20 protein-coding genes are annotated in these 24,239 nt (G+C 72.3%); 5 read left to right on the top strand and 15 right to left on the bottom strand.

What is annotated here, in order from left to right:
• Window positions 1-5 precede the first annotated feature (5 nt).
• The 9 genes from ABD236_RS07540 to ABD236_RS07580 all read right to left on the bottom strand — a co-directional run bounded on the left by ABD236_RS07540 (window position 6) and on the right by ABD236_RS07580 (window position 9,707).
• Window positions 6-998, bottom strand: coding sequence for an NAD-dependent epimerase/dehydratase family protein (locus ABD236_RS07540; RefSeq protein WP_344071552.1), 993 nt, complete (start codon window positions 996-998; stop codon window positions 6-8).
• A complete protein-coding gene (locus ABD236_RS07545) occupies window positions 991-2,304 on the bottom strand; it encodes a nucleotide sugar dehydrogenase (protein ID WP_344071553.1) in 1,314 nt (437 codons plus the stop codon). Before ABD236_RS07545 ends, ABD236_RS07540 begins: the two co-directional genes overlap by 8 nt.
• A gap of 48 nt (window positions 2,305-2,352) precedes the next feature.
• Window positions 2,353-3,486 carry a hypothetical protein gene (locus ABD236_RS07550; protein ID WP_344071555.1) on the bottom strand — a complete coding sequence of 378 codons (1,134 nt, stop codon included), beginning with the start codon at window positions 3,484-3,486 and terminating at the stop codon, window positions 2,353-2,355.
• 23 nt (window positions 3,487-3,509) lie between these two features.
• Window positions 3,510-4,301 carry a creatininase family protein gene (locus ABD236_RS07555; protein WP_344071557.1) on the bottom strand — a complete coding sequence of 264 codons (792 nt, stop codon included), beginning with the start codon at window positions 4,299-4,301 and terminating at the stop codon, window positions 3,510-3,512.
• A 5-nt stretch (window positions 4,302-4,306) separates the two neighbouring features.
• Window positions 4,307-5,224 carry an alpha-hydroxy-acid oxidizing protein gene (locus ABD236_RS07560; protein ID WP_344071559.1) on the bottom strand — a complete coding sequence of 306 codons (918 nt, stop codon included), beginning with the start codon at window positions 5,222-5,224 and terminating at the stop codon, window positions 4,307-4,309.
• Entirely contained in the window at window positions 5,221-5,796 is a 576-nt protein-coding gene (locus ABD236_RS07565; protein ID WP_344071561.1) for a nucleoside 2-deoxyribosyltransferase, read from the bottom strand. The genes ABD236_RS07560 and ABD236_RS07565 overlap by 4 nt, the downstream gene beginning before the upstream one ends.
• Window positions 5,793-7,199, bottom strand: a complete 1,407-nt coding sequence (locus tag ABD236_RS07570) for an aldehyde dehydrogenase family protein (RefSeq protein ID WP_344071563.1) — start codon at window positions 7,197-7,199, stop codon at window positions 5,793-5,795. Before ABD236_RS07570 ends, ABD236_RS07565 begins: the two co-directional genes overlap by 4 nt.
• 131 nt (window positions 7,200-7,330) lie before the next feature.
• Window positions 7,331-8,767 (bottom strand): condensation domain-containing protein, encoded by a 1,437-nt coding sequence (locus tag ABD236_RS07575; RefSeq protein WP_344071565.1) that lies wholly within the window; start codon window positions 8,765-8,767, stop codon window positions 7,331-7,333.
• A 175-nt stretch (window positions 8,768-8,942) separates the two neighbouring features.
• Complete coding sequence (locus ABD236_RS07580; RefSeq protein ID WP_344071567.1) at window positions 8,943-9,707, bottom strand: helix-turn-helix transcriptional regulator; 765 nt, start codon at window positions 9,705-9,707, stop codon at window positions 8,943-8,945.
• A gap of 580 nt (window positions 9,708-10,287) precedes the next feature.
• Here ABD236_RS07580 and ABD236_RS07585 point away from each other — a divergent pair.
• The 3 genes from ABD236_RS07585 to ABD236_RS07595 are packed head-to-tail and all read left to right on the top strand — an operon-like array spanning window position 10,288 to window position 15,546.
• Window positions 10,288-12,132, top strand: a complete 1,845-nt coding sequence (locus ABD236_RS07585) for an ABC transporter ATP-binding protein (RefSeq protein WP_344071570.1) — start codon at window positions 10,288-10,290, stop codon at window positions 12,130-12,132.
• On the top strand, window positions 12,132-14,012 hold the full coding sequence (locus ABD236_RS07590; protein WP_344071573.1) for an ABC transporter ATP-binding protein: 1,881 nt from the start codon (window positions 12,132-12,134) through the stop codon (window positions 14,010-14,012). The genes ABD236_RS07585 and ABD236_RS07590 overlap by 1 nt, the downstream gene beginning before the upstream one ends.
• A complete protein-coding gene (locus tag ABD236_RS07595) occupies window positions 13,996-15,546 on the top strand; it encodes a class I adenylate-forming enzyme family protein (protein WP_344071575.1) in 1,551 nt (516 codons plus the stop codon). The genes ABD236_RS07590 and ABD236_RS07595 overlap by 17 nt, the downstream gene beginning before the upstream one ends.
• A 5-nt stretch (window positions 15,547-15,551) precedes the next feature.
• Here the strand turns inward: ABD236_RS07595 and ABD236_RS07600 are convergent, their stop codons facing one another.
• The 6 genes from ABD236_RS07600 to ABD236_RS07625 form a co-directional block, all read right to left on the bottom strand.
• Complete coding sequence (locus tag ABD236_RS07600) at window positions 15,552-16,214, bottom strand: class I SAM-dependent DNA methyltransferase (protein ID WP_344071577.1); 663 nt, start codon at window positions 16,212-16,214, stop codon at window positions 15,552-15,554.
• A 125-nt stretch (window positions 16,215-16,339) separates the two neighbouring features.
• Window positions 16,340-17,164: a S1 family peptidase gene (locus ABD236_RS07605; protein WP_344071579.1), complete on the bottom strand. Its 825-nt coding sequence runs from the start codon at window positions 17,162-17,164 to the stop codon at window positions 16,340-16,342.
• Window positions 17,165-17,316: 152 nt separating this feature from the next.
• Window positions 17,317-17,982 carry a response regulator gene (locus ABD236_RS07610; RefSeq protein WP_344071581.1) on the bottom strand — a complete coding sequence of 222 codons (666 nt, stop codon included), beginning with the start codon at window positions 17,980-17,982 and terminating at the stop codon, window positions 17,317-17,319.
• A complete protein-coding gene (locus ABD236_RS07615) occupies window positions 17,979-19,208 on the bottom strand; it encodes a sensor histidine kinase (RefSeq protein WP_344071583.1) in 1,230 nt (409 codons plus the stop codon). The genes ABD236_RS07610 and ABD236_RS07615 overlap by 4 nt, the downstream gene beginning before the upstream one ends.
• A 2-nt stretch (window positions 19,209-19,210) precedes the next feature.
• Complete coding sequence (locus ABD236_RS07620; protein ID WP_344071585.1) at window positions 19,211-19,738, bottom strand: hypothetical protein; 528 nt, start codon at window positions 19,736-19,738, stop codon at window positions 19,211-19,213.
• A 164-nt stretch (window positions 19,739-19,902) separates the two neighbouring features.
• A complete protein-coding gene (locus tag ABD236_RS07625; protein ID WP_425543835.1) occupies window positions 19,903-21,330 on the bottom strand; it encodes an amino acid permease in 1,428 nt (475 codons plus the stop codon).
• A gap of 348 nt (window positions 21,331-21,678) precedes the next feature.
• Between ABD236_RS07625 and ABD236_RS07630 the strand changes: the two genes are divergently transcribed.
• Entirely contained in the window at window positions 21,679-22,653 is a 975-nt protein-coding gene (locus ABD236_RS07630) for an NHL repeat-containing protein (protein ID WP_344071587.1), read from the top strand.
• A 200-nt stretch (window positions 22,654-22,853) separates the two neighbouring features.
• Window positions 22,854-24,209, top strand: coding sequence for an esterase-like activity of phytase family protein (locus tag ABD236_RS07635; RefSeq protein WP_344071589.1), 1,356 nt, complete (start codon window positions 22,854-22,856; stop codon window positions 24,207-24,209).
• The last annotated feature ends 30 nt before the right edge of the window (window positions 24,210-24,239 follow it).

The following is a 24,239-nucleotide window of genomic DNA, read 5'->3' on the forward strand; positions in this document are numbered from 1 at the left end:
GCCGCTCACCGCCCCGCCTCGCGGGAGGCGAGGTCGTCCGCGTACCACGCGTAGGTGCGGCGCAGGCCCTCGCGCAGGTCGACCGCCGGGCGGTAGCCGGTGAGTTCGCGCAGCCGGGTCAGGTCGGGCAGGCGGCGCGCCGGGGACAGGGGCGGCGCCGGCCGGGCGGCGATGCGCGGCCTGCGCCCGGCCGTCTCGAAGACCATCCGGGCGAGGTCGTCCATGCGGACTTCCTCCTGGTCGTTGCCGATGTTGACGAGCAGGGTCTCCTTGGTGGGCAGGGCGGCCAGCGCGCGCAGGGCGGCCACCGCGTCGTCCACGTGGCAGAAGGCCCGGGTCTGGTCGGCGCCGTAGACGGAGAAGGGGTCGGCGCCGCCGATGACCCGCTCGATGAACTGCGGGATGACGTGTTCGTAGCCCATGCGCGGTCCGTAGACGTTGTGGAAGCGCACCATCCGCAACGCGAAGCCGTGGACGCCGGCATAGGTGCGGCACAGCAGCTCCCCGGCGATCTTGCTGAAGCCGTACGAGGAGCGGGGCACCTCGGGGTCGGGGACCAGCAGGGGGACGTCCTCGCCGGTGGGCAGCGCGGCGAGGCCGGCCGCGACGCTGCCCGCGTACGCCTCGCTGGAGGACGCGAAACAGAAGGTGGCGCCGGACATACCGGGGCGCCCGGTGAACCAGTCCAGGACGTGCACGGTGGACAGCAGGTTGGTGCGCAGGACCCGCTGGGGTTCCTCGTTGGAGTGCACCACGCCGACGACGGCGGCCAGATGGTGGACGGTGTCGAAGTCGTCGGGCAGCAGGGTGTCGGGGATCGGGGTGGTCAGGTCGTGTTCGACGAGCGTGACGCGCTCCAGGAGGGAGTCGAGCAGCGCGTCGCGCCGGCCCCTGCTGAAGTCGTCGAGGAGGGTGACGTCATGGCGGGCGGCGAGTTCCGCGGCCAGGTGCAGCCCGATGAACCCCGCTCCCCCGGTGATCAGGATCTTCTCAGGCACTGCCGAGCCTCATTGTCCTCGTCGTCTGCGGAAGCACCCGCCAGGCGTCGTACACCAGCGCGGGCGGGCTCATCCGGGAGATGAGCTCGTCGGCCGGCAACTCTCCGTACCGGGCGTGGTCGTTGAGCAGGATGGCGGCGTGGGCGCCGGTGAACCCCTCGGTGATCGTGACGGGTTGCGCGCCCAGGGACGCGATGCGGTCGGGCGTGATCACGAAGTCGTGCCCGAGGACGCGGTCGACCTTGCCGCGCAGGAACTCCAGCAGCGGCACACAGGGGGCGCCGCGCAGGTCGTCCGTCTCGGGGCGGCCCTTGTAGGCGAACCCGGAGACGAGGACGGTGGATCGCCGCGGGTCCTGGCCCTCGGCGCGCAGCGCGTCCAGGACGCGCTCGCCGACCCGCCGCGGCAGCGACTCGTTGAGGGAGCGGGCCGCCATGACCATCTGCGGGGTGTGCTGGTGGCGGGCGAGGGAGTGGGCCAGCAGATAGGGGTCCTTGGTGAGGCAGCTGCCGCCGACGAAGCCGGGGCGGCTCAGGTCGGGGCGCGGATAGTCCGCGTTGGCGGAGGTGATGACCTCCATGGCGTCCAGGCCGAGCTTCTCGGCGATCAGGGCGACCTCGTTGCCGAAGCCGTAGATGAGGTCCGTGTGGCAGTTGTTGACGAGTTTGACCAGCTCGGCGGCCTCCAGCGAGGAGACGGGGACCACGCGCCCGCTGACGGTGGTGAAGAACCCCGCCGCCAGCTTGGTCGCCTCCTCGGTCAGCCCGCCGACGATCTGCGGCAGCGACAGCAGCTCCGCCAGCGCCTTGCCCTGGATGGTCCGCTCGGGGCAGAACGCGAGCAGCGGCTCGGGTATGCGGCGGGCGAGGGCCGGCAGAACCAGCTCGCGGGTGGTGCCCACGGGGACGGTGCTGCGCACGATCACCAGGGTGTTCTCGTCGGCGCCCGCCGCGACCGCCTCGGCGGCGGCCGTCAGGTGGGCGAGCTCGGGGGTGGTGCCCCCGGGCGCGATGGGTGTGCCGACGCAGATGACGACGACGGGTGGCAGCCGGTGCCCGGCGAGGTCCGCCGTGACCGCGAGCGTGCCGTCGGCGGCCGCTCGTTCGATCAGCTCGGCGACGCCGGGCTCGGCCAGCCGCAGCCGGCCCCGGGCCAGGTCGCCCGCGACGGCTGGGTCGCTCTCGTACCCCAGGACCCGCTTGCCGGTGGACAGGAGGGCGGCGGCGAGGGTGACGCCGACGTATCCCATCCCCACGACGCAGACGTCGAAGGGTGTGAAGTCCTGCTGCGTGGTGCGCGATTGCATGTGTACGTACCCCCTGGGCGCGACTTGGGAAGGTCCGGGTCGGGGAGGTCAGCCCACGACCCAGTGGGTCTTTTCGGGCCGTCCGCCCAACTGCCGTTTCTGGTCGTCGAGGCCTTTGACCTCGGAGCCGCCCGCGTCGACCACGCGGATACCGCGGTCCCACAGCTTCTTGAACACGGTCAGCCAGATGTACTGCGGTATCGCGGTGAATCCCGTGGCGTCCTTGAACAGGTCGCTGAGCCGGTCCGCGAAGCGCATCGACATCGTGCAGTACAGCGACGCCCGCTCGGGCGCGGTGCGCTCGCCCGCGAAGAACATCACGGGCACCTCGTCGCCGCCCTGCCGGGCCAGCACGCCGAGGTAGGCGAAGTAGTCGTGTCCGTTGCGGCCTCCGGGCCGCTGGTTGACGATCGCCGCGTAGTCCTCCGGGGTGGATCCGACGACCTCGCCCTGCTCCCGGCGGGCCTCGAAGTAGCCCTCGACGACGGACCTGGCCATCTTCGCCTCGTCGGGGCCGTACCCGTACGGGCGGATCCGCAGCTCCAGATGGTCGTTGCGGGCCAGGAAGTTCTGGAAGCGGCGGTAGGCGAGCCGGTTCTTGTTCCTGTGCCGCCGGTTGTCGTCGCCTTCCAGGTTCTTGACCACCAGACGGCCGTCGGCGTCCTGCGCCAGCAGCTCGTCCAGGCGGTAGACCCGGTTGGGGTAGGTCTCGTCCTCCTCCGGGGCCTCGGGGTGCCACGGGTCGGCCGCCACCGTCTCGAAGCCCGCGGCGAGGAACAGCGCGTGGTCGTCGGGCGAGAGGTGGCGTACGTAGACGGAGGTCCGCGCCAGGCCCGCCTCGCGGGTGGCGGAGATGAACGAGCGGACCGCGGCGACCCGGTCCCTGCCCTTGGGGGCGACGATGTGCAGGTGTTTGCGGTCGTCCTGCTCCTTGCTGAAGTAGCCGACGCCGAAGAGGTTCTGCCCGTCGTGGAAGACCATGCCGTTGGGGTGGAGGGTGCTGGTGCCCCGCAGGTTGTATCCGTTGGTGTAGAGCATCAGCCCGAGCTGCCCCACCGCGAAGGATCCGTCCTTGAAGTGCTGGATGGCCTCGAAACACTCCTCCACGGGCCGGAGTTTGTCGCCGAAGAGGCTTTGCAGCCGGGCCTCGAAGGCATCGCGTTCGGTCGTCGGCAGGCGCATGGATCCCCCTCTGCTGGAAGTCGTCACTCGCTCGCTCGCCGCCCGGTGCCCGGGGAGGGGCTGTCCGCGAGCGTCCGCGCCACCCCGTCCATCACGTGCCAGAACAGCTCCTCCCCCAGCTCGCCACTGGCACCGGAGGTCGTGGTGAGCACCCCCTGGGTGGACATCCGGTCCGCGTCGACCGGGTGGCGGTACACCCCGGCGGCGGGCGGTGTGGGGTGGTCCACGCGCACCGGGCGGACCACCTCGGGGCGCAGATACATCATGAGACTGGTCTCGGTCACCCCGGCGTGCTCGGCGTGCCAGCCGGGGAACGCGGGCAGCCGCTTGCGCAGCCAGTCCTCCTCGACCAGGCTCCACCAGCTGAAGGCGACGATCTCGGTGGCGGGGAAGGTGCGCGCCGGGTCGAGTCCGTCGATCGCCTCGAACAGCAGGGCCTCGTTCTCGTAGTGCCCGTTGACGACGACCAGCCGGGCCGGGGCCAGCCTCGCCAGCCCCCGCAGACACTGGGCCACGTAGTCGATGAAGGTTCCCCCGTCGATGTGGACGGTGCCGGGGAAGCGCAGTCCGCCGCCGCTGTGCGGCAGCGACCTGGCGGACAGCGGCTGGCCCGGGAAGAGGACTCCGTCGACGTCCGCGACCAGCTGCCGGGCGAGCGCGTCGGGGATGTCGTAATCCACCGACAGGGGCAGATGCGGGCCGTGCTGCTCCAGTCCGCCCACCGGCCACACCAGGGTGGCGCCGCTCAGCGCCGCGGGTGCCTCGGGACTGGTCAGATCGCCGTAGGCCGTCACGTTCGTGGTCCGCTGCCGCACGCGGCTCACCCCTTCGCGCCGTCGAGTGCCCGCCCCACCACGTCGGCGAGGGATCCGCCGCGTGCGCCGAGCCAGGTGTCGAAGCCCCGGCGGATCTCCGCCAGGGTCTGGTGCATCCGCGTGTGCAGGGCGGTGTAGACCTGTACGGCGTCGGCGCCCACGGTGAGGTACTCCGCCACGTCGGTGCCGCTGCGCACGCCGCCGCTGCCCATCACCGGTACGGAGAGGCCGCCGCGCCGCAGCTCGTAAATCGCGGCCAGCACCAGCGGTTTGATCCCGGCGCCCGAGTAGCCGAAGGCCCGCCCGAGCAGCACTTCTCCGCTGTCGGGGGACACCGCGAGCCCGGCGATCGTGTCGCTGAGGGTGATCGCGTCGGCGCCCGCCTCCACCGCGGCGGCGACGCGCTCGCCCGCCCGCTCCCCAATGGCCAGCTTCACGCTGAACGGCAGCCGGGTCGCCCGGCGCACCGCACTGGTGTAGTCGGCGACCCGCCGCGCGCTGTCGTCCGGCCCGCCGTCCTCGTTCAGACACGAGATGCCGAGCTCCAGGGCGCGGCAGCCGGTGTCGGCGACGCGCGCGGCCAACTCGGCCAGCGCGGCGGGCGAACTCGCGTGCAGGGAGGCGATCACCGGCAGGTCGTCCTCGGCGAACCGGCTCAGCATGGCGCACCAGGCGGCCACGCCGCGCCGGGAGTACGTGGTGCTGTTGATCATTCCGGTCGGCAGGTGCAGCAGCCGTTCGTCGCCGCCGGGGAGCGGTCCGGGGTGGATGGTCTTGGTGACCACGGCGCCCGCGCCCCCGGTGAGCAGCCGGCGGATGTTGCGCTCCTGGTCGGTGAGCAGGCCCGAGCCGACGACGAGGGGGCTGTCGAGCCGCAGCCCGAGGACCTCGGTGGCCGACGCGGTGTGCTCGACGGTCGTCATGGCGTCACCACCGTGTCGCGGCCCACCTTGCCCAGCCGCAGCAGCAGTTCACCGGGGCCGCTGCGGCGCAGCTCGGCCAGGTCGACCGTGCTCACGTCGGCCACCGACGGCAGCCCGCGCAGCAGATGGCTGGCCTTGGCCGGGACCGGCAGCGGCGCCACCATCACGATGGGGCGGCCGAGCGCGGACGCCCAGCCCAGTTCGATGTGGGTGCCGTCGGTGCGCAGCAGTCCGCCGTCGGCGTCCGCGGGCAGCACGGGTACGAACACGTCGCACCGGCGCATCCAGTCCAGGTCCCGCACGCTCACGTCCTCCGGCGAGAAGTGCGGTGTCTCCAGGCCGAACTTCTCGACGACATGGGCGGAGAAGACGGTGGCGCCCGCCTCCGTCACCGCGGAGACGACGGCCTGGATCGTGTCGCGCAGCGGTCGGTGGAAGATGTCGTGGCCGAGGGTGTGGTCGAGGCCGTCGGGGCCGAGGGCGTGCTGGATGGGTCCGCCGACGAACACGCGCAGCCCCGACAGATCGACCAGGCCCGCGCCGGGGGCGCCGCCGGAAACGGTATCGCTCATGCCTTCCCCTCATCTCCCCCGCGCAGCGCGAGGTGGTGGATGGTGATCTGGGTGTATTCCAGGAGGCCCCATGGCCCGTACTCGACGCCCGTGCCCGAGTGCCGGTGGCCGCCGAACGGCACGTCGTGCCGCAGGTCGCCGTGGGTGTTGGTCCACACCGTTCCGCAGTCCAGCCGCCCGGCCGCCGCGGCGGCCCGGTCCGGGTCGCCCCACAGGGAGCAGCCCAGGCCGTACGGGGACGCGTTGACGTGTGCCGTGACGGCGTCGAGGTCGTCGTACGCGATCACCGGGATCACCGGGCCGAACTGCTCCTCCTCGGCGAGCCGTGTCCCCGGCGGCAGGTCCGTGACGACGGTGGGCGGATAGAAGTGGCCGGGCCGCTCCAGGGCGCGCCCGCCGGTGACGAGCCGGGCGCCGCGCCGTACCGCGTCGTCCACCAGGCCGGCGACATGGGCGAGTTGTTCGCGGCTGACCAGCGGGCCGAGTTCGGTCGCGGGGTCGAGGCCGTCGCCGACCACGGCGGCCTCGGCCAGGGCGGCCAGTGCTCCGGTGAGCCGGGCCTGCTGGTCGCGCGGCACATAGACGCGTTTGACGGCGGCGCAGAACTGCCCGCTGTTGACCATCGCCCGGTCGAACAGGGCGCGCGCCAGGCTCTCGGCGTCCGTGCCGGGCAGCACGATGGCGGGGTCGTTGCCGCCGAGTTCGAGGATGGTCCGTTTGAAGTCCGCGGCGGCCGAGCGGGCGATGGCACGGCCGGCGGCCGTCGAACCGGTGAAGGAGACCAGCCGTACGGCCGGGTGACCGGTGAGTTGTGCCCCCAGCGCGCTGTCGCCGCTGACCACCCGCAGTACGTCGGGCGGCAGGACCCGGCCCAGCACCTCGCCCATGAGCAGGCTGGACAGCGGGGTGGCCGGCGAGGGTTTGAGGACGACCGTGTTGCCCGCGAGCAGCGCCGGGGCGATCTTGCACACGGCCAGCAGGACGGGGTAGTTGGACGGGGCGATCGCCGCGACGACGCCGTGCGGCACCCGCTCCAGGGTGACCCGGGCGGTCGGCTCGTCCACGATCAGCTCCGGGGACAGGGCGAGCGCGGCGGTGTGCCCGAACCACTCGGCGGCCAGGCGCACTTCTTGGCGCGCGTGCCGCAGCGGCTTGCCCTGCTCCCGGGTCAGCAGCTCCGCCACGGCGTCCTCGGCGGCGCGCAGCGCGTCCCGGCAGGCGTACAGATGCCGGCGGCGGCCGTCCGGCGGCAGTGCCGCCCATCCGGGGAACGCCCGGGCCGAGTCGGCCAGTACCGCGTCGAGTTCGGCCTCGGTGCAGCGGGGAGCGTGGGCGAAGACCGTCCCGTGCGCGGGGTTCTCCACGCCCATGGCGGTCTCACGTGCCGGTGCTTGCGTGAACACAGTCGTTCCCCCGTCACCCGGTGCTGCGGCATTGCGCGCCCTGCTCGGACAGGTCCCAGTCTCACCACGCGCAAGTGCCTGAGGCATCCTCCGCTTTGGGGCATGCCCATTCGGCTACGGCCAAGATCCGGTCACCCCCGGGCAGCCGTCCGCAGGGGCCGGCCGGCCTGCGGATCCGGCCCCTGGAGGAGCCGTGGCCAGGGGCGTTCGGGCTGCTCGGCGCAGTCGACGAGGAGCCTTTCGAGGCGGCGCAGGAAGGCCCGCACCTCCTCGGGCGGCAGGACGGCCGTCTCGGCGCACAGGACGAACCTGAGCCACCCCGGGTCGGTGTCGACGACGACCAGGAAGAACGTCTCGGCCTCCTCGAAGTCGCAGGGAGCGACGACGGTACGGGCCAGGGCGGCACGCATCTCCTCGGCGGACGCCGCCTCGCCCATGGCCCGCGGATCGTGGTCGGTGCGGATGTCGTTGAAGCAGCACGACAGATGGAGCGGCTCGCCCCTTCTGAGCCCTTCGGCCCGGATCAGCTCGTTCGCCCCGTCGGGGTCGAACAGGCCGTTGGCGTAGGCGACGGTGCCCGCGGCGAACGCCCGGCGGGCCACGGCCCGTACGTTCTCGGCACGCAGGTCGAAGCTGGTCAGGACTTCCTGGTGGAGGTTGGCCACGGTGTGCTGGAGGGCGGGGTGCGTACGGTTGGCGGCCAGCAGCCGCAGCGCGCAGACCGGTTGTCCGGAGCGGGCGCCGAGCAGCAGCCCGACCGCCGTCAGAAGGACCGCGGAGGTGCTCACCCGCCACTGCCCGGCCAGGGCGCGGACGGCCAGGAAGGCGGCCGTGGAGTCCATGGCCGCGCTGGAGCGGTCCGGCCGGCCGGGTCCCCGGGGGTCGGGGCGGCCGGGGAACATCGTGACGGGGGCGCTCGCCAGCTGCTGCCGCCAGTGCGCGTGGGACCGGGCCAGCAGGGCGCGGCCCTGCGGGGAGCGCTCGAACTCGGCCTGTTCGACGGGCTGGCGCGTCACGGCGGGCGGCGGGCCGCAGGTACGGGCGGTCCGCGCGGCCAGCAGGGACAGGGCCTCAGCGGCCAGCGTGCGCATCGACATGAGGTCGGCGGCCAGGTGCGACACACAGAACGCCGCCAGTACGGGGGTGTGGCCGGTGACGACGACCAGCGCCCGCAGCGGCGGCCCGCCGCGCAGGTCGAACGTCCTGTCACGCGACCGCCGCCGCCAGGCGTCGTACACGAATTGCGCGTCCTCGCCGGGCCCGGTGGCGTATATCTCCGCCTCGAGGGAACCGGAGCGGGCGACGGCCTGCACCAGGCTCCCGTCCGCGCCGGAGAAGAATTTCGTACGCAGCGACTCGTGCCGGGTGACGAGTTCCGCGCACACGGCGACGACGTCGTCCACGGTTCCTTTGCCGGGAAGGAATACCTCCTGGCAGAAATCATAGAAGGAGGCGTCCGGCATTTCACGGCGGATCAGATCCCACATGTGCCGTTGCGCACAGGTGGCCGGTGCTGTGACCGAACGGCGTCCGTAAAAGGGGACAGCACGGGTCTCGATTTTTTCCACGGCAGGATTCCCTTCTCTCGATTCCCTCAAACGCTTTCACGCTAGCTGGGGAATCCCGCGAAGGAGATCTGCCCTTTTGGGCATGGCCGAAGGGGCGGACGGGCACACGGCGGCGGGTGCCGTCGGTCGTGGAGCAGCCGCGCCGGTGCCCGTGGTCACAGGAGCCGGTGGTCGGTCAGGAGGCCCGCTCCTGTTCCGCCTCGCGACTGACGAATCGCGCCGCTGGAACCGGGAGCCGGACGTCCGCTCTTCCCCCGGCGAGCTGCACGCGGACCGGTCGGCGGTCGGCCGTGCCCTGGTCCGGCAGGGTCGTGCGGATCAGACCGGCGTGGATGGCCAGGACCACCGCGGCCGTCCTGTTCGGCGCCCCGAGCTTGAGCAACAGACTGGCCACCAGCCGTTTCACGCCATGACTGGTGATCTCCAGGCGCCGGGCCATCTGCTTGTTGCTCAACCCCTCGGCGAGCAGGAGGAGCGCCTCGGTCTCCCGGGCGGTGACAGCGATGTCACGCCGTCCGTGCGGTCGGCGGGTCGTACTGGCGCGGTCCATCAGGGCGCGGGCCAGCGGGGCCGGCATGGGCACCTCACCGGCCGCCATGCGCCGCAGGGCGCTGTCCACGTCCGCAGCGGTCAGGGCGCCCCGCAGCAGGAATCCGTCGGGCGCTGGTGGACCGGACAGCATCGCTTCATCCGGGTCGGCGTGGCTCAACAGCACAAGCATGCTCGGCAGCGGAAAGCGGAAGTCGTCAAGCAAGTCGGCATGGGCGTCGTAGTCGGGCTTGGCGACGACGAAGACGTCCACCCGCCCGGCGCCCAGCACCTCCCGCACCTCGCGCCGGTCGGCACAGTGCAGGGTCTCGCGGACGAGTGCGGCCTGCGCGAGGGCGGCTTCCAACTCCTGGCGCGCACCACCGTCGTGGACAAGGGTCGCGACGACCAAGCGTCGTGAGGGGGCGGGGGGTTTGCATGCTAAATCGCTCACCGTACTCCTCCGGATCAAGGCTGTAAGTGGGCATTCCGCGGACGCGGCGACCGTGGGCGTCCAGACTAATTCGCCACCGTCGACTCCTGTCGCGAATTTACCTTGACTATAACAACCGTGACTCAGAAGGACCAGTACCATCCGGCCAATTACCCTCGCAATGAGCCATCGGTAAATTTTACAGACCAACAAACTTAATAAACCGGTCATATAATCCCATACAGGGCATGGCGCGAACGTGCCGCACCTCTTCGTGATTTCCCGCTCCGGCAGGAAGCAGCCCCCTCGGACCCCGGTTTCGTTTTTTCTAAAAAACAGCTAACTTCGCGTCCTGACGCAGCACTTACCGCCCCGGCTCCCGCCTGCCCGAAGGGCACGGCAGGGGGCTGGAAAAAACCGGAAGCCCGCCCGGAAACACCGTGGTGGATCCCGTCCGGCGTGAAAGCCCGTCAGAAATTCGTTCGCCCGAGGAAAAAGGGAGCACCGAACCGTTGACCGCCGACCCCTCCGGCTCCGTGACACCGCACGGGAGAGACCGATGACGACCGAGACCGCCGCGCAGACCCACTCCGCGTCCGGCCCGGCGCCGGCCCCCGAGCCCGAGCTGACCGTGGGCCACTGGCTCCGCCTGCATATGCGTCACTTCCGTCGGCACATCGCGGTCCACCTCGCCGGAAGCCTCCTCTGGCAGTCCCTCACCGCGGCCCTGCCCCTGGTCGTCGGGCTGGCCTTCGACGCCGTACTCAAGAAGAACGGACAGGAGGCGGACCTCGGGGCCCTGCACGCCGTGTGCGCGGCCCTGCTCGGCCTGGTCGTCGTCCGGGGCGTCTGCGGCATCGCCTCCACCTACGCCCTGGAGGCCTTCGCCAGCGGACTGGAACGCGACGCGCGGGCGGACGTGTTCGCCAGCATGCTCCGCAAGAAGCAGGGCTTCTTCAACCGGCACCGCACCGGCGATCTGTCCACCCGCGCCACCGGCGACGCCGAGGCGCTCGGACTCATGGTGTCGCCGGGATTCGACATGACGCTCGACATGGCGCTCAACACCCTCATTCCGCTGGTCTTCATCGCGGTCCTCGACTGGCGGCTGCTGCTCTTCCCCGGCGTGTTCGTCGTCCTGTTCGTCGTCGCCCTGATGGATCACGGGCGGCGCCTCGAACCGGTCTCCGACCTCACCCGCGAGGAGTTCGGCGCGATGTCCGCCCAGGCCACCGAGAGCATCACCGGCATCGAGGCGGTCGAGGCGACCGACGGAGCCGAGCGCGAGCAGGAGCGCTTCCGCCGGACCGCCGCCGCCTACCGGGACGCCGCCGTCGAGCAGGCCCGCGTCCAGGCCCTGTCCTTCTCCCCGCTGCTGCTCGCGGTGGCCACCGCCGGAACCCTGCTGCACGCCGTGTTCCTGCTGCGCGACGGCTCACTGAGCATCGGTGAACTGGTCGCCGTCCTCGGCCTGATGGGCAGTCTGCGCGCCCCGACCCAGCTCGCCCCCTTCAGCATCGGGCTCATCTTCTTCGGCTTCTCCGGCGCCCAGCGCATCTTGGAGATCATCAACGACCGGGCCGGAGAGGACGAGGAAGGCGGCCGGCACACGGCGGTCATCGCCGGCGAAGTGGTCTTCGACAACGTCTCCTTCGCCTACGGGAACGGCAAGCCCGTCCTGCACGACATCTCCTTCCGCGCCGCCCCCGGCACCACCGTCGCCGTCGTCGGCGCCACCGGCAGCGGCAAGTCCACCCTGCTGCACCTGCTGAACCGCACCTATGTGCCCACCGAGGGCCGCGTCCTCGTCGACGGCGTGGCCACCACCGCCTGGGACCCCTCGGCGCTGCGCGGCCAGGTCGCCGTCGTCGAGCAGGACGTGGTCCTCTTCTCCCGCACCATCGCCGAGAACCTCGCCTTCGGCGCCGCGCCGGGCACGGGCCGGGCACAGCTGGAAGAGGCGGCCCGCACCGCCCAGGCGCACGACTTCGTCATGGCGAGCGAGCACGGCTACGACACGGTGCTGGGCGAGCGCGGTGTCACCCTCTCCGGCGGCCAGCGCCAACGTCTCGCCATCGCCCGCGCGTTGGTGACCGACCCGCGCATCCTCGCCGTGGACGACGCCACCAGCGCCGTCGACAGCGTGACCGAACACGAGCTGCAACTCGCCATGCGCCGCGCCGCCACCGGCCGCACCACCTTCCTCGTCACCCCCCGGCTCTCCCGTATCCGCGCCGCCGACCACATCGTCGTCCTGGACGCCGGAAGGATCGTCGGCCAGGGCACCCACGACCACCTCCTGCGCACCTGCGCGCTCTACCGCACGATCTTCGCGCCGTACGCACCGGCCGCGGAGGGAACCACCGCCCCGGTCGCGGCCGGAGCAGAGGAAGGGGCCCGCTGATGGCACTCCTGGACGGCATCGAGGCGGGCGCCGAGGACAGCTACGACCGCCGTTACGGCGACCGGCAGCTGCTGCGCCGCATCACCCCCTACTTCCGGGGCCGCGGCGGCGCGGTCGCCTTCGTCACCGCGGCCGTGGTCGTGGCGGCGGCCGCCGGCAGCGCCGTACCGATCCTGCTGGCCCGCACGGTCGACTCCGCCCTGGACGACGACGCCCGGTCGGTGATGACGCTGCTGGCCGTGGCCGTCCTCCTCACCGGCGCCGCGGCCTGGTTGTTCACCGTCCTCCAGCAGCGCCTCACCGGCGCGCTGGTCGGCGACGCGGTGCTGAAGCTGCGCGAGGACGCCTTCGCCGCGGCCGTACGCCAGGACCTCGCGTTCCACGACGGCCATCCCACGGGTCTGGTGGTCAGCCGCGTCACCAACGACACCCAGACGTTCGGGGCCCTGCTCTCCCTGGTGCTCTCCCTCTTCGGCCAGGTCCTCGTCGTCCTGCTGATCCTGACGGCCCTCTTCGTCATCAACGTGCCGCTGGCGCTGCTCACCACGGCGGTGGTCGCCCTGATCGTCGCCGTCAGCCTCGCCTTCAGAAAGCGCGCCCGTACCGCCTCCACCCGCCAGCAGCAGGCCCTCGCCGAGGTCAGCGGCTACGTCCAGGAGACCCTGCGGGGCATCACCGTGGCCCGCAACCACCGCGGCGAAGCGGCGGCCGAAGCGGGGCTGCGGGAGGTCAACGGCCGCTGGTACCAGGCCAGTGTGCGCCTCAACCGCCTCTTCAGCGGCATCTTCCCGCTGCTCATCTCCCTGACCGGCCTGGGCACCACGGCGGTCGTGCTGGTCGGCGGCCACAACGTCGCCTCCGGCGACCTCTCGGCCGGTGAGTGGGTCCTCTTCCTGGAGGCCCTCGCCCTGTTCTGGTCGCCGGTCGCCGCCATCGCCTCCTTCTGGCAGCAGCTTCAACAGGGCCTCTCGGCCGGCGAGCGGATCTTCGCCCTGATCGACCGGGAACCCGCCGTCCGCCAGAGCGCACAGCTGCCCCCGCCCCGGCTGCGCGGCGCACTCGAACTGCGCGGTGTCAGCTTCCACTACACCCCCGAGCGGCCCGTGCTCCACGACATCGACCTGACCGTCGCGGCCGGGGAGACCCTCGCGCTGGTGGGCCACACGGGGGCGGGCAAGTCCAGCCTGGTGCGCCTGCTGACCCGCTCGTACGACTTCCAGGAAGGCACCCTGCTCGCCGACGGCCGGGACGTACGGACCTTCGACCTGGCCCAGTACCGGCGCTGCCTCGGCGTGGTCACCCAGACGCCCTTCCTCTTCTCCGGCACCGTCGCGGACAACATCGCGCTGGGCCGGCCCGGCGCGGACCGCGCGGCGGTCGAGGCCGCGGCCCACGCGGTGGCCTCCGGCGCCTGGCTGCGGCAGCTGCCCGAGGGCCTGGACACGCCCACCGACGAGGGCGGCCGCAACCTGTCCACCGGGCAGCGCCAGATCGTCGCGTTGGCCCGGGTCTTCCTCCAGGACGCCCCGATCTTCATCCTCGACGAGGCCACCGCCAGCGTCGACCCGCTCACCGAAGCCCAGATCCAGGAGGGGCTCGACGCGCTCGCGGCAGGGCGCACCACGATCGTGGTGGCGCACCGGCTGCCCACCGTCCGCAAGGCCGACCGCATCGTGGTCGTCGACGACGGACGCCTCGTCGAGCAGGGCGACCACGCCACCCTGATGCGGCGAGGCGGCGCCTACAGCCGCCTGTACCGGCAGTACTTCCACCACCAGCACCCCGACCACGACCCCGCCGACGAACCGTCCGGCACCGAGCGGGCAGCGGTCGGCGCGGGCGTGCACCCAGCGGAGGCCAGCGATGCCGTCGACCACTGACTCCCCCGCCACCCTGTGGGACCTCGTCGAACACGCCGCCCGCCTCTCCCCGGGCGCCACCGCCGTACGCCACGGGGTACGGGCGCTGACCTTCCGCGAACTCGCCGACCGGGTCCAGGCCGCGGCGGAGCGCCTGCGCACCCGTCTCCCGCCCGGGGACGCCACCGTGGGGCTGCTCTTCGAGAACACCCTGGAGGGCGCCGTCGCCTTCCTGGCGGCGCTGCGCGCGGGCGTCCCCCTCACCCCCCTGGAACCCGACAGCGCCGAGTCCCATCTCCTCGGCGTCCACGGCGACCTGGGCCCGCTGCACCTCATCGGCCGGCAGACGAGGCTGCGCACTCTGTGCCCTCCCGGCACCGGCTCACCCGAGGGGTGGCGGGGCGGTGTCCTCGTCGACGTACACGAGCTGACCGCCCGCCCCGGCGCGCAGACCGGACCGGCACCAGCACCGCTGCCCGCTCCACCGGCAGAGGCCCTCTACCACTACACCTCCGGCTCCACCGGCGAGCCCAGGGCCGCGGTCCACTCCCAGCAGGACCTGGTCCGCGGCGGCGAGATCTACGTCCACACCTACGGCATCACCCCCGCCGACCGGATTCTCGCCGCCGTGCCCCTGCTGCACTCCTTCGGCATGGTCGCCGCGCTCACCGCCGCGCTGCACGCCCGCGCGGAGCTCGTGCTGCTCGGCCGGTTCGCACCCGCCGACATGCTCCGGACCGCGCGTCAGCACGCCTGCACCATCGTGGTGGGCACGCCGCTCGCCTATGACCTCGCGGCCCGCTCGGCGGCCTCGGGGCGCGAGACGTCCCGGCTGAGCGACACCGTACGGCTGTGTCTGTCGTCCGGGGCGGCCCTGCCCCCGGCGGTCGCGGACCGCTTCGCCGAGCACTGCGGCCCGGCTGTCCAGCAGGTCTACGGGAGCACCGAGGCCGGTGTCGTCGCCGCGCAGCTCCCCCAGCCGGACGGTGCGGCGGACGCCGGGGTGGGCAGGCCGGTGCGCGGGGTGCGGATACGCCTGGTGGACGAGGAGGACCGACCGGTGCCACCGGGCGGCACGGGCGCCCTGCTGGTGCGCACCCCCGCCATGTTCACCCGCTACCTGGGTCCCCCGGAGCCGTCCGAGCGGGCCTTCCGCGACGGCTGGTACGTCACCGGCGACATGGCGCGCCTCGACGGTGAGGGCCGACTGCACCTGGTGGGCCGCAAGGACTCGTTCATCAACGTAGGCGGAAAGAAGGTCAACCCGCTGGAGGTCGAGGCGGTCCTGCTGGCCCACCCGGCCGTCGCCGAGGCCGTGGTCTGGGGCGAACTCGTGGAGGAACAGACCAGCGAGCGCGTACGGGCCGCCGTCGTGCCGCGCTCCCCGCTGAGCGGGGCCGAGCTCGCCGCGCACTGCCGTGACCGGCTCCTGGCCCATCAGGTGCCCGCGCGGATCGAGTTCGTGGCGTCGCTGCCCAAGACCTCGCTGGGCAAGGTCCGCCGCGCGGCGGTCGCCGGGACCGCCGCCGCGGGGCACAGGGAGGGCCCGGCCTGACCCCTTCAGGACTCCTCGGCCGGCATCTTGTGCGCGAGGAGCAGGACTTCCTGGAACTGCCGCTGGTCGGTGGGCCTCGGCTCGACCACCGTACGGGAAGAAACCACCAGCCCGTGCTCGCGCAAGAGCTCGGCGAGGTGGTCGGGGGACCAGCGGTAGGCCGTCACGACCTTGTGGTCGTAGGACTGGGTCTCGATGTGGGGGCCGTCCGTGGCCGGGAACTCGATCAGCAGGTGCCCGCCGGGGGCCAGGACCCGGGCGATCTCGGCCAGGACGGCGGGCAGGTCCCGTGGCGGGGTGTGGATGAGGGACCACCGCGAGAGCACCCCGCCCAGCTCGCCGTCCGCGAGGTCCAGTGCGGCCATCGAGCCGACCTCGAAGCGCAGTCCGGGGCTGGCCTCACGGGCGAGTTCGACCATGACGGGCGAGGCGTCGACGCCGAAGGCGTTCAGGCCCAGGCCGACGAGGTGAGCCGTGAGGTAGCCCGGTCCGCAGCCGAGATCCGCGACGTCGCCGCCGCCGTCCGCCCGCACCCGCTCCGCGAAGACACCCAGGAGGGCGCGCTCCAGGGGGCGGTCGTGCAGCGGGTCGTGGAACTGCTCGGCGTAGACGGGGGCGATGGCGTCGTAGGCCTCGCGAGTGGCGTGCAGGGTGTCGAGTTCGGTCACGGGGAGACCGTAGCGGGGGCGGGGAGCCGCTGTTCATCGCGGTCCCCCAACCCCCTTTCGTTCAGGCTGACATGGGCGATCGGTGCCCGCGGACTGGCGTCAGCGGGCCCCGCTCGCCATCCGGGCTAGCCCCGGGTTCGCATGGTCGTGTGGATCCACTGCGCGTACGCGGGGGCGCTGGTGTAGAGGCCGGGGCCCTGCGAGCACGGCACGTCCGGGGCGCCGGGCCCCGAGGTGACGCCGATCAGCTCCCAGCGGCCGTCCCGGCCCTTGCGGATCTGCGGTCCGCCGGAGTCCCCGAAGCACGCCATGGCGTGGGGCACGGTGGAGATCGTGCACAGCCGGGTCCGGTCCGCGTAGCCGGGCGCGCACTCGGACTCGGCGCCCCGGCGGGTGTTCAGCTGCTGGAGCCGGTCCGGGAACGCGAACTCGGTGTCGACCGTGGTACCGAAGCCCAGCAGCCGGGTCGGCGTGCCGGGCCGGCCGGCCTGCTCGGCGATCCTGATGGGCTTCTGGGTGACCGGGCGGTCCAGGCGTATCAGCGCGATGTCGTCCTTGTTGGCCGCCTTGTTGTCGCCGTTGACATAGCCGGGGTGGACGAACGTCCGGTCGATCTTGCGGACGGTGCCGCCGGACTTGCGGTGGTCGCTGCCGATGCGCACGGTGCCGTCCAGCTTGAGGCCTTCGCCCTGGACGCAGTGGGCGGCCGTCAGCACCCACTGCTTGTCGATCAGCGACGCCCCGCAGTTGGCGTCGAGCACTCCCTGGTCCGGGGCCGACTCGGGGACGACCGCCATGAAGGGGTAGCTCTCGGTGGAGTCGGACCCGTTGACGATGGCTCCGGCGCTGCCGGACAGGACGGTGGCGCAGGCAGCGGCGGCGAGAACGCCGACGGCGGCGGTACGGGCGGTACGGGCGGTACGGTGGCGCAACGGCTTGAGGCTGAACACAGAGGCTTCCCTTTTTGCTCGGTGAATCCGTATGTATGCAGCCTCGTCGCCCGAGGCCTGCCGGACCATCCGGGCACCAGGTGGCCGATGGTAGGGCCAGCCCCCCTCTTCACCTGGGAAACCCATCGGGGAGACCGGTCACGTACCCGCTCTCAGGTCAGGCCCGCCTCGATGGCGCGGCGGACGGCATCGGCGCGGTCGCGGATCCCCGCCTTGGCGAACAGGTTGTTGATGTGGGTCTTGACGGTGGCCTCGCTGATGAAGAGCTTCTCGGCGATGCCCCGGTTGGGCAGGCCCTGGCCGATCAGCGCGAGCACCTCGCGCTCGCGGGGAGTGAGGTCCCCGGGCAGGGCTCGTCCCACCGCCGCCGCCCCGGTCCGTACGGTGGCGAGCAGCCGGTCCTGGACCTCGCGGTCGAGCACCGACTGACCGGCGGCGGCGGCCCGGATCGCCCGGGTGATGTCCTGGCGTCCCGCGTTCTTCGTCAAGTACCCCCGGGCGCCCGCGCCCAGGGCGCCCAGGATCGAGTCGTCGTCGGCGAAGGTGGTCAGCACCACCACCGCCACCCCCGGATACTCCTCGCTCAGCCGACGGGTCGCCTCGATCCCGTCCATGACGGGCATTCTCAGGTCCATCAGCACGACGTCCACCGGCCCGGCGGCGACCGCCGTCAACACCTCGGCGCCGTCGGCGGCGGCCGCCACGACGTCGATGTCCTCGGCCAGCCCGAGCACCGCGGCGAGCGGTTCCCGTACGGCTGCCTGGTCGTCGGCGACGACCACCCTCAACCGCTGCTGCTTCTCCGTCGGTTCACTCATCCCGGAATCACCGCCTCCACCTGCCAGCCGCCCCGGTCCGGTCCCTCGGTGACCGGGCCCGCGGTCACCGTGCCGCCCAGCAGGGCGACGCGTTCACGCATGCCGATCAGCCCCATCCCGCTGCCGGCTCCCGCCGTCGCCTCGCGGGTCGCGGGGCGGTTGCGGATCCTCAGTGTGGTCGACGAGGCCGTGAACGCCAGCTCCACGCCGACCTCTCCCCCAGGGGCGTGCCGGGCGGCGTTGGTCAGCGCCTCCTGGGCGATCCGCAGCAGGTTCTGGGTGACCGGGGACGGCACCTCGCGGACGGCCCCCGTGACCGTGAGCGCGTCGCGGTGGCCGGACGACTCGAGCATCGCGGTCAGGCTCTCCAGCAGCGGCAGCGCGTCCTCGCGCAGCGCGTGCACGGTCCACTGCGCCTGCTTCAGGCTCTCCTTGACCAGGCCGTGCGCCTTGTTGTTGGCCTCCCGGACCTTCTCCAGGTCGCCGGTGTCGAGCAGCGCGTCGGCCAGTTCCAACTGCATGTTGATCCCGGCCAGCGAGTGCGCCAGGACGTCGTGCACGTCGCGGGCGATCCGGCCGCGCTCGGTCAGCACCGCCGTGCGGGCCTCGGCCCGGGCGGCGCGTTCGGCCGACTCGGCCGCCGCGATCACCGCCTCCACGGCCCGGCGCTGACCGCGGTTGATGATGCCGATCAGGACCGGGGTACCGGCGGCGAGACCGAGTGCCCAGGGCAGCAGATGGTGTCCGGGTCCGAGCCGCAGATAGAGGACCCCGCCGCAGAGCAGACTGCACAGTCCGGCGAGCACCAGAGCCGGTCTGGTGTCGAGCCGGTATCCGATGTGCCCGGCCAGGAAGTAGGCGAAGAGATAGCTCGTACCACTGCTGCTCGCGCCGATCAAGCCGGCCGCCGCGACGATGCCGAGGGTCAGCCAGAGGAGGGTGAGACGCGGGGACACGGCGTTCTCGGGCAGGGCCCGGGCCAGCAGTGCCAGCGAGCTCACCACGAAGAGGGCGGTGACGGCCGGCCCCCGGCCGCTGAAGCCCATGGGCCTGATGGTCAGGGCACCGACGACAACGACCGCCAGGGTGAGCACCCACCGCACCCGGGGGTCCTGCCCCGGAACCCGCCGCGGGGCCGCCCCGGGCACCCCGGCCTTCCCGGGGGACGGGGTCCCCTCGGGGGGCGGGGCGCTCTCGGTCGCGGACACGGGCCGAACATACTGCACGGTCAGGCCGTACGGTCGAGGACGGGCGCGGGGCTCGCGGTGACCGCCCGGGCCCGGCTGCGTATGAAGATCGTGGCCAGTCGCGTGACCACCTCGGTGAGCGCCATCAGGACGAACGCCGCCACCCAGGCCTGGTCGCCGGTGATGTGGTGCGCGAGGCTGAACCGGGCGACGTCGTCGGCGCCGCCGCCGTGCTCGACCCACAGCTGGAAGGCCATCCGCGCACCCATGCCGACCACCCACAGGACCGCCGAGACCGCGCCCGCCTTGATCAGGACGTGGCCGTCGAGCTTCCGGATCCGGGTGTAGACGCCTCCGGCGATCCCGAGCGCGGCTCCCACGCCCATCAGGGCCGCGATCAGCACCAGGTCGTTGCCCTCGGTGGGGATGGTGTCCAGGTAGGAGTAGGCCACGAAGGAGACGATCCCCAGCGGGATCGCGAAGGACCTGAGGTCGAGCCGGCCTTCCCGCAGCTGCCGGAAGACGACCAGGAGAAGGGCGATGTCGGTGATCCACTCGGTGGTTGTCATGCCTTCAAGGCTGCTGTGAGAAGGCGCTCAGCACCTGGACCCATGGGTGGAGCTATGGGTGGAGTTCACGGCCGCCCCTCCTCCACCCCTCGCCCGGCGCCCGGCCGCCCCACCGCCCGGTCGCCCCCTCGCCCGGCCGCCCGGTCGCCCGGTCACCCGCCGGCTCAGCGTGCCGTCGCCACCCGCTGGCGCGCGTACCCGATCACCGCCAGGGCAAGTGCCAGGCCGCCGGTGAAGTACACCTGGACGCGCGTCCCGGAGTCGACGGCCATCAGGACCAGCACGCCGACCACACCGGCGAGGGCCACCCAGGTCAGATACGGGAAGAGCCACATCCGGACCGTGAGCTTCTCGGGCGCCTCGCGCTCCAGACGGCGGCGCAGCACCAGCTGGGAGACGGCAATGAAGCCCCAGACGATCAGCACGACCCCGCCGACCATGTTGAGCAGCCACGCGAAGACGGTGGTGGGCCACCAGTAGGACAGGAGCACCGCGAAGAAGCCGAACGCGCAGGAGGCGAGGACCGCGTGGCGCGGGACCCGGCCGGAGACCCTGCCGAGGAAGGCGGGCCCCTGACCGCGTGCGACCAGCGAGTAGGCCATGCGCGAGGAGCCGTAGATGTTGGCGTTCATCGCGGACAGCAGCGCGACGAGGATGACGGCCTCCATGATCCGCGCGCCGCCGGGGACACCGAGCCGGTCCAGGACGGCGGCGTACGGGCCGGCCTCGGTGACGGCGGGGTCGTGCCACGGGATCAGGGTGACGATCATCAGCATCGAGCCCACGTAGACGATGCCGATTCGCCACATCGTCGTCTTCACGGCCCGGGCCACACCGCGCACCGGGTCGTCGGACTCGGCGGCCGCGATGGTCACGGTCTCCAGCCCGCCGTAGGCGACGACCGAGGCGAGCAGTCCGACGAGCAGTCCGCTGACCCCGGTGGGCAGGAATCCGCCGTCGTGGACGAGGTGCGCGGTGCCGGGAGAAGCGGTGCCGGGCAGCAGCCCCAGGACCGCCAGGGCGCACAGGACCAGGAACAGCGCGATTGCGCCGATCTTGAGGGCGGCGAACCAGAACTCGAACTCGCCGAAGTTCGACACGGCGGCCAGGTTGGCCCCGCAGAAGAGCGCCATGAAGGCCAGCACCCACAGCCAGGACGGGGTGCCGGGGAACCAGCCCTGCATGATGTGGGCGGCGCCGATCGCCTCGATCCCGACGCCCACGACCAGCAGGGTCCAGAACATCCACCCGGCGGTGAACCCGGCCCATGGGCCGATCGCCCGGTCGGCGTGCACGGAGAACGAGCCGGAGGCCGGATCGGCCGCGGACATCTCGCCGAGCATGCGCATCACACACATCACCAGTACGCCGGACAGCGCGTAGGCCAGCACGATCGACGGCCCGGCGGCGGCGATCCCGGCGCCCGACCCCACGAAGAGACCGGCCCCGATGACACCCCCGAGGGCGATCATCGAAAGGTGCCGCTGCTTGAGGCCGTTTGAGAGCGGCGCGCCCTGCTCGCGCTCGGGCGCGTCCTGTCGCTGCTCGTGTTCGTCCTGCTGCGGGGAGGGGGAAGGGAGGGTCCGGCTCATACGGGAAATGTCCAATTGCTGAGATCGAAGTACGCCCGATTGTGAGACGAATAGGCGATCTTGCGTCTGGTCTGTCCGTTATCCGGAAGTTTCCCTCACTGTGGGTGATCAGGTCGGCACCTGGCTTCACGCAAGGGGCCGCGGCTCCGTCGGCGGAGACCGGGGCGCGAGCGGCCGCCGTCGCGCGGGAGCGTGCGCCGTGCGGGCGGCCGACCGGGGGATGTTGGGGCGGGTGGGACGGCGGTCCGGGCCGGCAGGGCGAGGGGCGTGCTCTGCTGGCGTGAGCACCCCACCCGACGGCCGACGCCCCATGGACAGGGTGACCGGTCGACAGGACGAGGAGAAACCATGGCCCACCCTTCCCGGCCCGCCCGTCGCACGCTCCGTACCGCCTACGCCGTCCTCGCCGCCGGCCTGGCCCTGGCACTGCCGGCCGCGACCCCGGCCGTCGCCGTCTCGCCGCCGCTGTCCCATCCCCGGGTCCTGCGCCACCTCGACCTGGCCCAGAAGCAGCAGCCCGAGAACATCGCCCTGGAGCCGGACGGCTCGGCCGACGTCACCCTGTCCTTCGCCCGCCGGATCGCCCGGATCGACCGCAAGGGCCGCCTCACCACCCTCGCCACCCTGCCCGCCCCGGCCCACGCCGAGACTCCGCTCATCGGCGCGGCCCTCGTCACCGGCATCGCCCGCGCCCACGACGGCACGCTCTACTTCGGCTACGCCACCGGCACCGAGCGCCTGCACGGCATCTGGCGGCTGCGCCCCGGCGGCAGGCCCGAGCGGATCGCCGCCCTCCCCGTGACCGGCTTCCCCAACGGCCTCGACCTCGACGAGGGCGCACACTGCCTCTACGTCGCCGACTCGGCGCTCGGCGTGGTCCACGTCGTCCCGACGAAGGGCGGCCCCGCCACGACCTGGTCCGACGACGACCTGCTGAAGCCCACCACCGCGTTCGGCGCCAACGGCCTCAAGGTGCACCGCCACGCCGTCTGGGTGAGCAACACCGACACCGGCCGGCTGCTGCGCATCCCCATCCGCCGCGGCGGCGAGGCCGGAGCGGCCGAGGTCCGCGCGGGCGACCTCCCGGGCATCGACGACTTCGCCTTCACCGGGCACGACGACCACGCGATCGCCACCCTCAACCTCGCCAACGAGGCCGCCTACATCTCGGGCGACGGCACCCACCACACCGTCCTCACCCGTGGCGACGGCCTGTCCAACCCGACTTCGGTGGCCGTACGCGGCAAGACCGTCTACGTCACCAGCGCCGCCTACTTCACCGCGGCCGATCCCAACCTGCTCCTCGCCGAGCTGCACCACTGACCGCGCTCCCCCACCGGCTGGTGCGCGCCCCCGCGGAGCCGCCGCGCGGGGGCGCACTCCGAGACAGCGGCCCACCGGTTCCCAGCGCGTCGGCAGCGCGTCGGCAGCGCGTCGGGCGGCATTCACCCTGACGCCTCGTCACGTTCGTTCGGAGCCTTCAGCTTGGCCACAGTCACACGCCCTGCCGGCCAGGAGGCCCGATGTCATCCCACGCGCACACCCAGCGCACCGTACGCCGTTCCGTCGCCGTGGGCGTGCCCCTCGCGCTGCTCGCGGCGCTCACCGTCGCCGGGACGGCCACGGGCGCACCCGGCGCCGAAGGCCGGGACGCGCGTGTCGTGGGAAGCGCCACGCTCGGGGACATCCCGCTCGGCCCGTTCAGCAACGCGCTGCTGCCAGGCTCGGTCGCGGACGACCGCGGCATCGACCTCGGCGGGATCGGCAGCGACCTCTACCCCGCCGGGCGCGAGGGCGAGTTCTGGACGGTGACCGACCGAGGTCCCAACGGCCAGATCAAGGTGGACGGCGCCAAGCGCCGCACCTTCCCGACGCCCGGTTTCGACCCGGCGATCGTCAAGATCCGGGTGTCCGGCCACCATGTGCGGGTCCTCAAGGCGATCGCGGTCACCACGCGCTCCGGCAAGCCCGTCACCGGCCTGCCCAACCAGCCCTCGCGCGACGAGGCGCCGTACACGTACGACGCGAGGACCCCGCTCCCGTACGACCCGAACGGCCTGGACACCGAGGGGATCGTCCGCGCGGCGGACGGCACCTTCTGGCTCGTCGACGAGTACGGTCCGTCGCTCGTGCACGTCTCCGCGCGCGGACAGGTGCTCACGCGGTACGTCCCCCGAGGGCTGGCCCTCAAGGGCGCCGACTACCCCGTCGTCGAGTCGCTGCCCGCCATCCTGCTCAAGCGCAAGACCAACCGGGGCTTCGAGGGGCTGGCCCAACTCCCGGGCGGCGACCTGGTCCTCGCCGTGCAGAGCCCGCTGTCCGTGCCGGACGCGGCGGCGGGGAACAGCTCCCGCAACACGCGCCTGCTGCGCTTCTCCCCCAAGAAGCGCGCCGTGACGGCCGAGTACGCCTACCGCTTCGACCCGGTGGACGTCGTCGACCCGGGTCAGCACGACACCTCCGAACTCAAGATCTCCTCCCTGGTGGCCGTCGGCGGCAACAAGCTGCTGGTGCAGGAGCGCACCGACAGGACCTCTCGTGTGCACCGGGTGACGCTCCCGGTCGGCCCCGGCTTCCTGGACAGCCGCTGGGACGACCCGACGGCTTCCCCGTCGTACGAGCAGCTGGACGACCCCACCGCCGCAGGAGCCCCCGTACTGCGCAAGACCCTGGTGGCCGACTTCGGCAAGGTCCCGGGCGTGCCCGGCAAGATCGAGGGCATCGCACAGACCGGCCCGGACACCCTCGCGCTCATCAACGACAACGACTTCGGGATGACCGACGGCTCAGCGGCCTTCGACCCGAACGGCCGACTGGTGGACAGCGGCGTCGAGACGACCGTGACGTACGTACGCCTGCCGAGGCCTCTGCGGGGCTGAAGGAGGGCGTCGGATCGCCGCAGCCGGCCC

The sequence above is a fragment of the Streptomyces crystallinus genome, assembly GCF_039521265.1.
In the GTDB taxonomy this organism is placed as follows: domain Bacteria; phylum Actinomycetota; class Actinomycetes; order Streptomycetales; family Streptomycetaceae; genus Streptomyces; species Streptomyces crystallinus.

Bases quoted from the DNA above. Each gene is read 5' to 3' on its own strand.
- ABD236_RS07595 (WP_344071575.1), top strand. From the start codon at position 13,996: ATGCCGTCGACCACTGACTCCCCCGCCACCCTGTGGGACCTCGTCGAA.
- ABD236_RS07560 (WP_344071559.1), bottom strand. From the start codon at position 5,224: ATGACGACCGTCGAGCACACCGCGTCGGCCACCGAGGTCCTCGGGCTG.
- ABD236_RS07545 (WP_344071553.1), bottom strand. From the start codon at position 2,304: ATGCAATCGCGCACCACGCAGCAGGACTTCACACCCTTCGACGTCTGC.
- ABD236_RS07635 (WP_344071589.1), top strand. From the start codon at position 22,854: ATGTCATCCCACGCGCACACCCAGCGCACCGTACGCCGTTCCGTCGCC.
- ABD236_RS07585 (WP_344071570.1), top strand. From the start codon at position 10,288: ATGACGACCGAGACCGCCGCGCAGACCCACTCCGCGTCCGGCCCGGCG.
- ABD236_RS07630 (WP_344071587.1), top strand. From the start codon at position 21,679: ATGGCCCACCCTTCCCGGCCCGCCCGTCGCACGCTCCGTACCGCCTAC.
- ABD236_RS07565 (WP_344071561.1), bottom strand. From the start codon at position 5,796: ATGAGCGATACCGTTTCCGGCGGCGCCCCCGGCGCGGGCCTGGTCGAT.
- ABD236_RS07610 (WP_344071581.1), bottom strand. From the start codon at position 17,982: ATGAGTGAACCGACGGAGAAGCAGCAGCGGTTGAGGGTGGTCGTCGCC.
- ABD236_RS07550 (WP_344071555.1), bottom strand. From the start codon at position 3,486: ATGCGCCTGCCGACGACCGAACGCGATGCCTTCGAGGCCCGGCTGCAA.
- ABD236_RS07620 (WP_344071585.1), bottom strand. From the start codon at position 19,738: ATGACAACCACCGAGTGGATCACCGACATCGCCCTTCTCCTGGTCGTC.
- ABD236_RS07625 (WP_425543835.1), bottom strand. From the start codon at position 21,330: ATGAGCCGGACCCTCCCTTCCCCCTCCCCGCAGCAGGACGAACACGAG.
- ABD236_RS07590 (WP_344071573.1), top strand. From the start codon at position 12,132: ATGGCACTCCTGGACGGCATCGAGGCGGGCGCCGAGGACAGCTACGAC.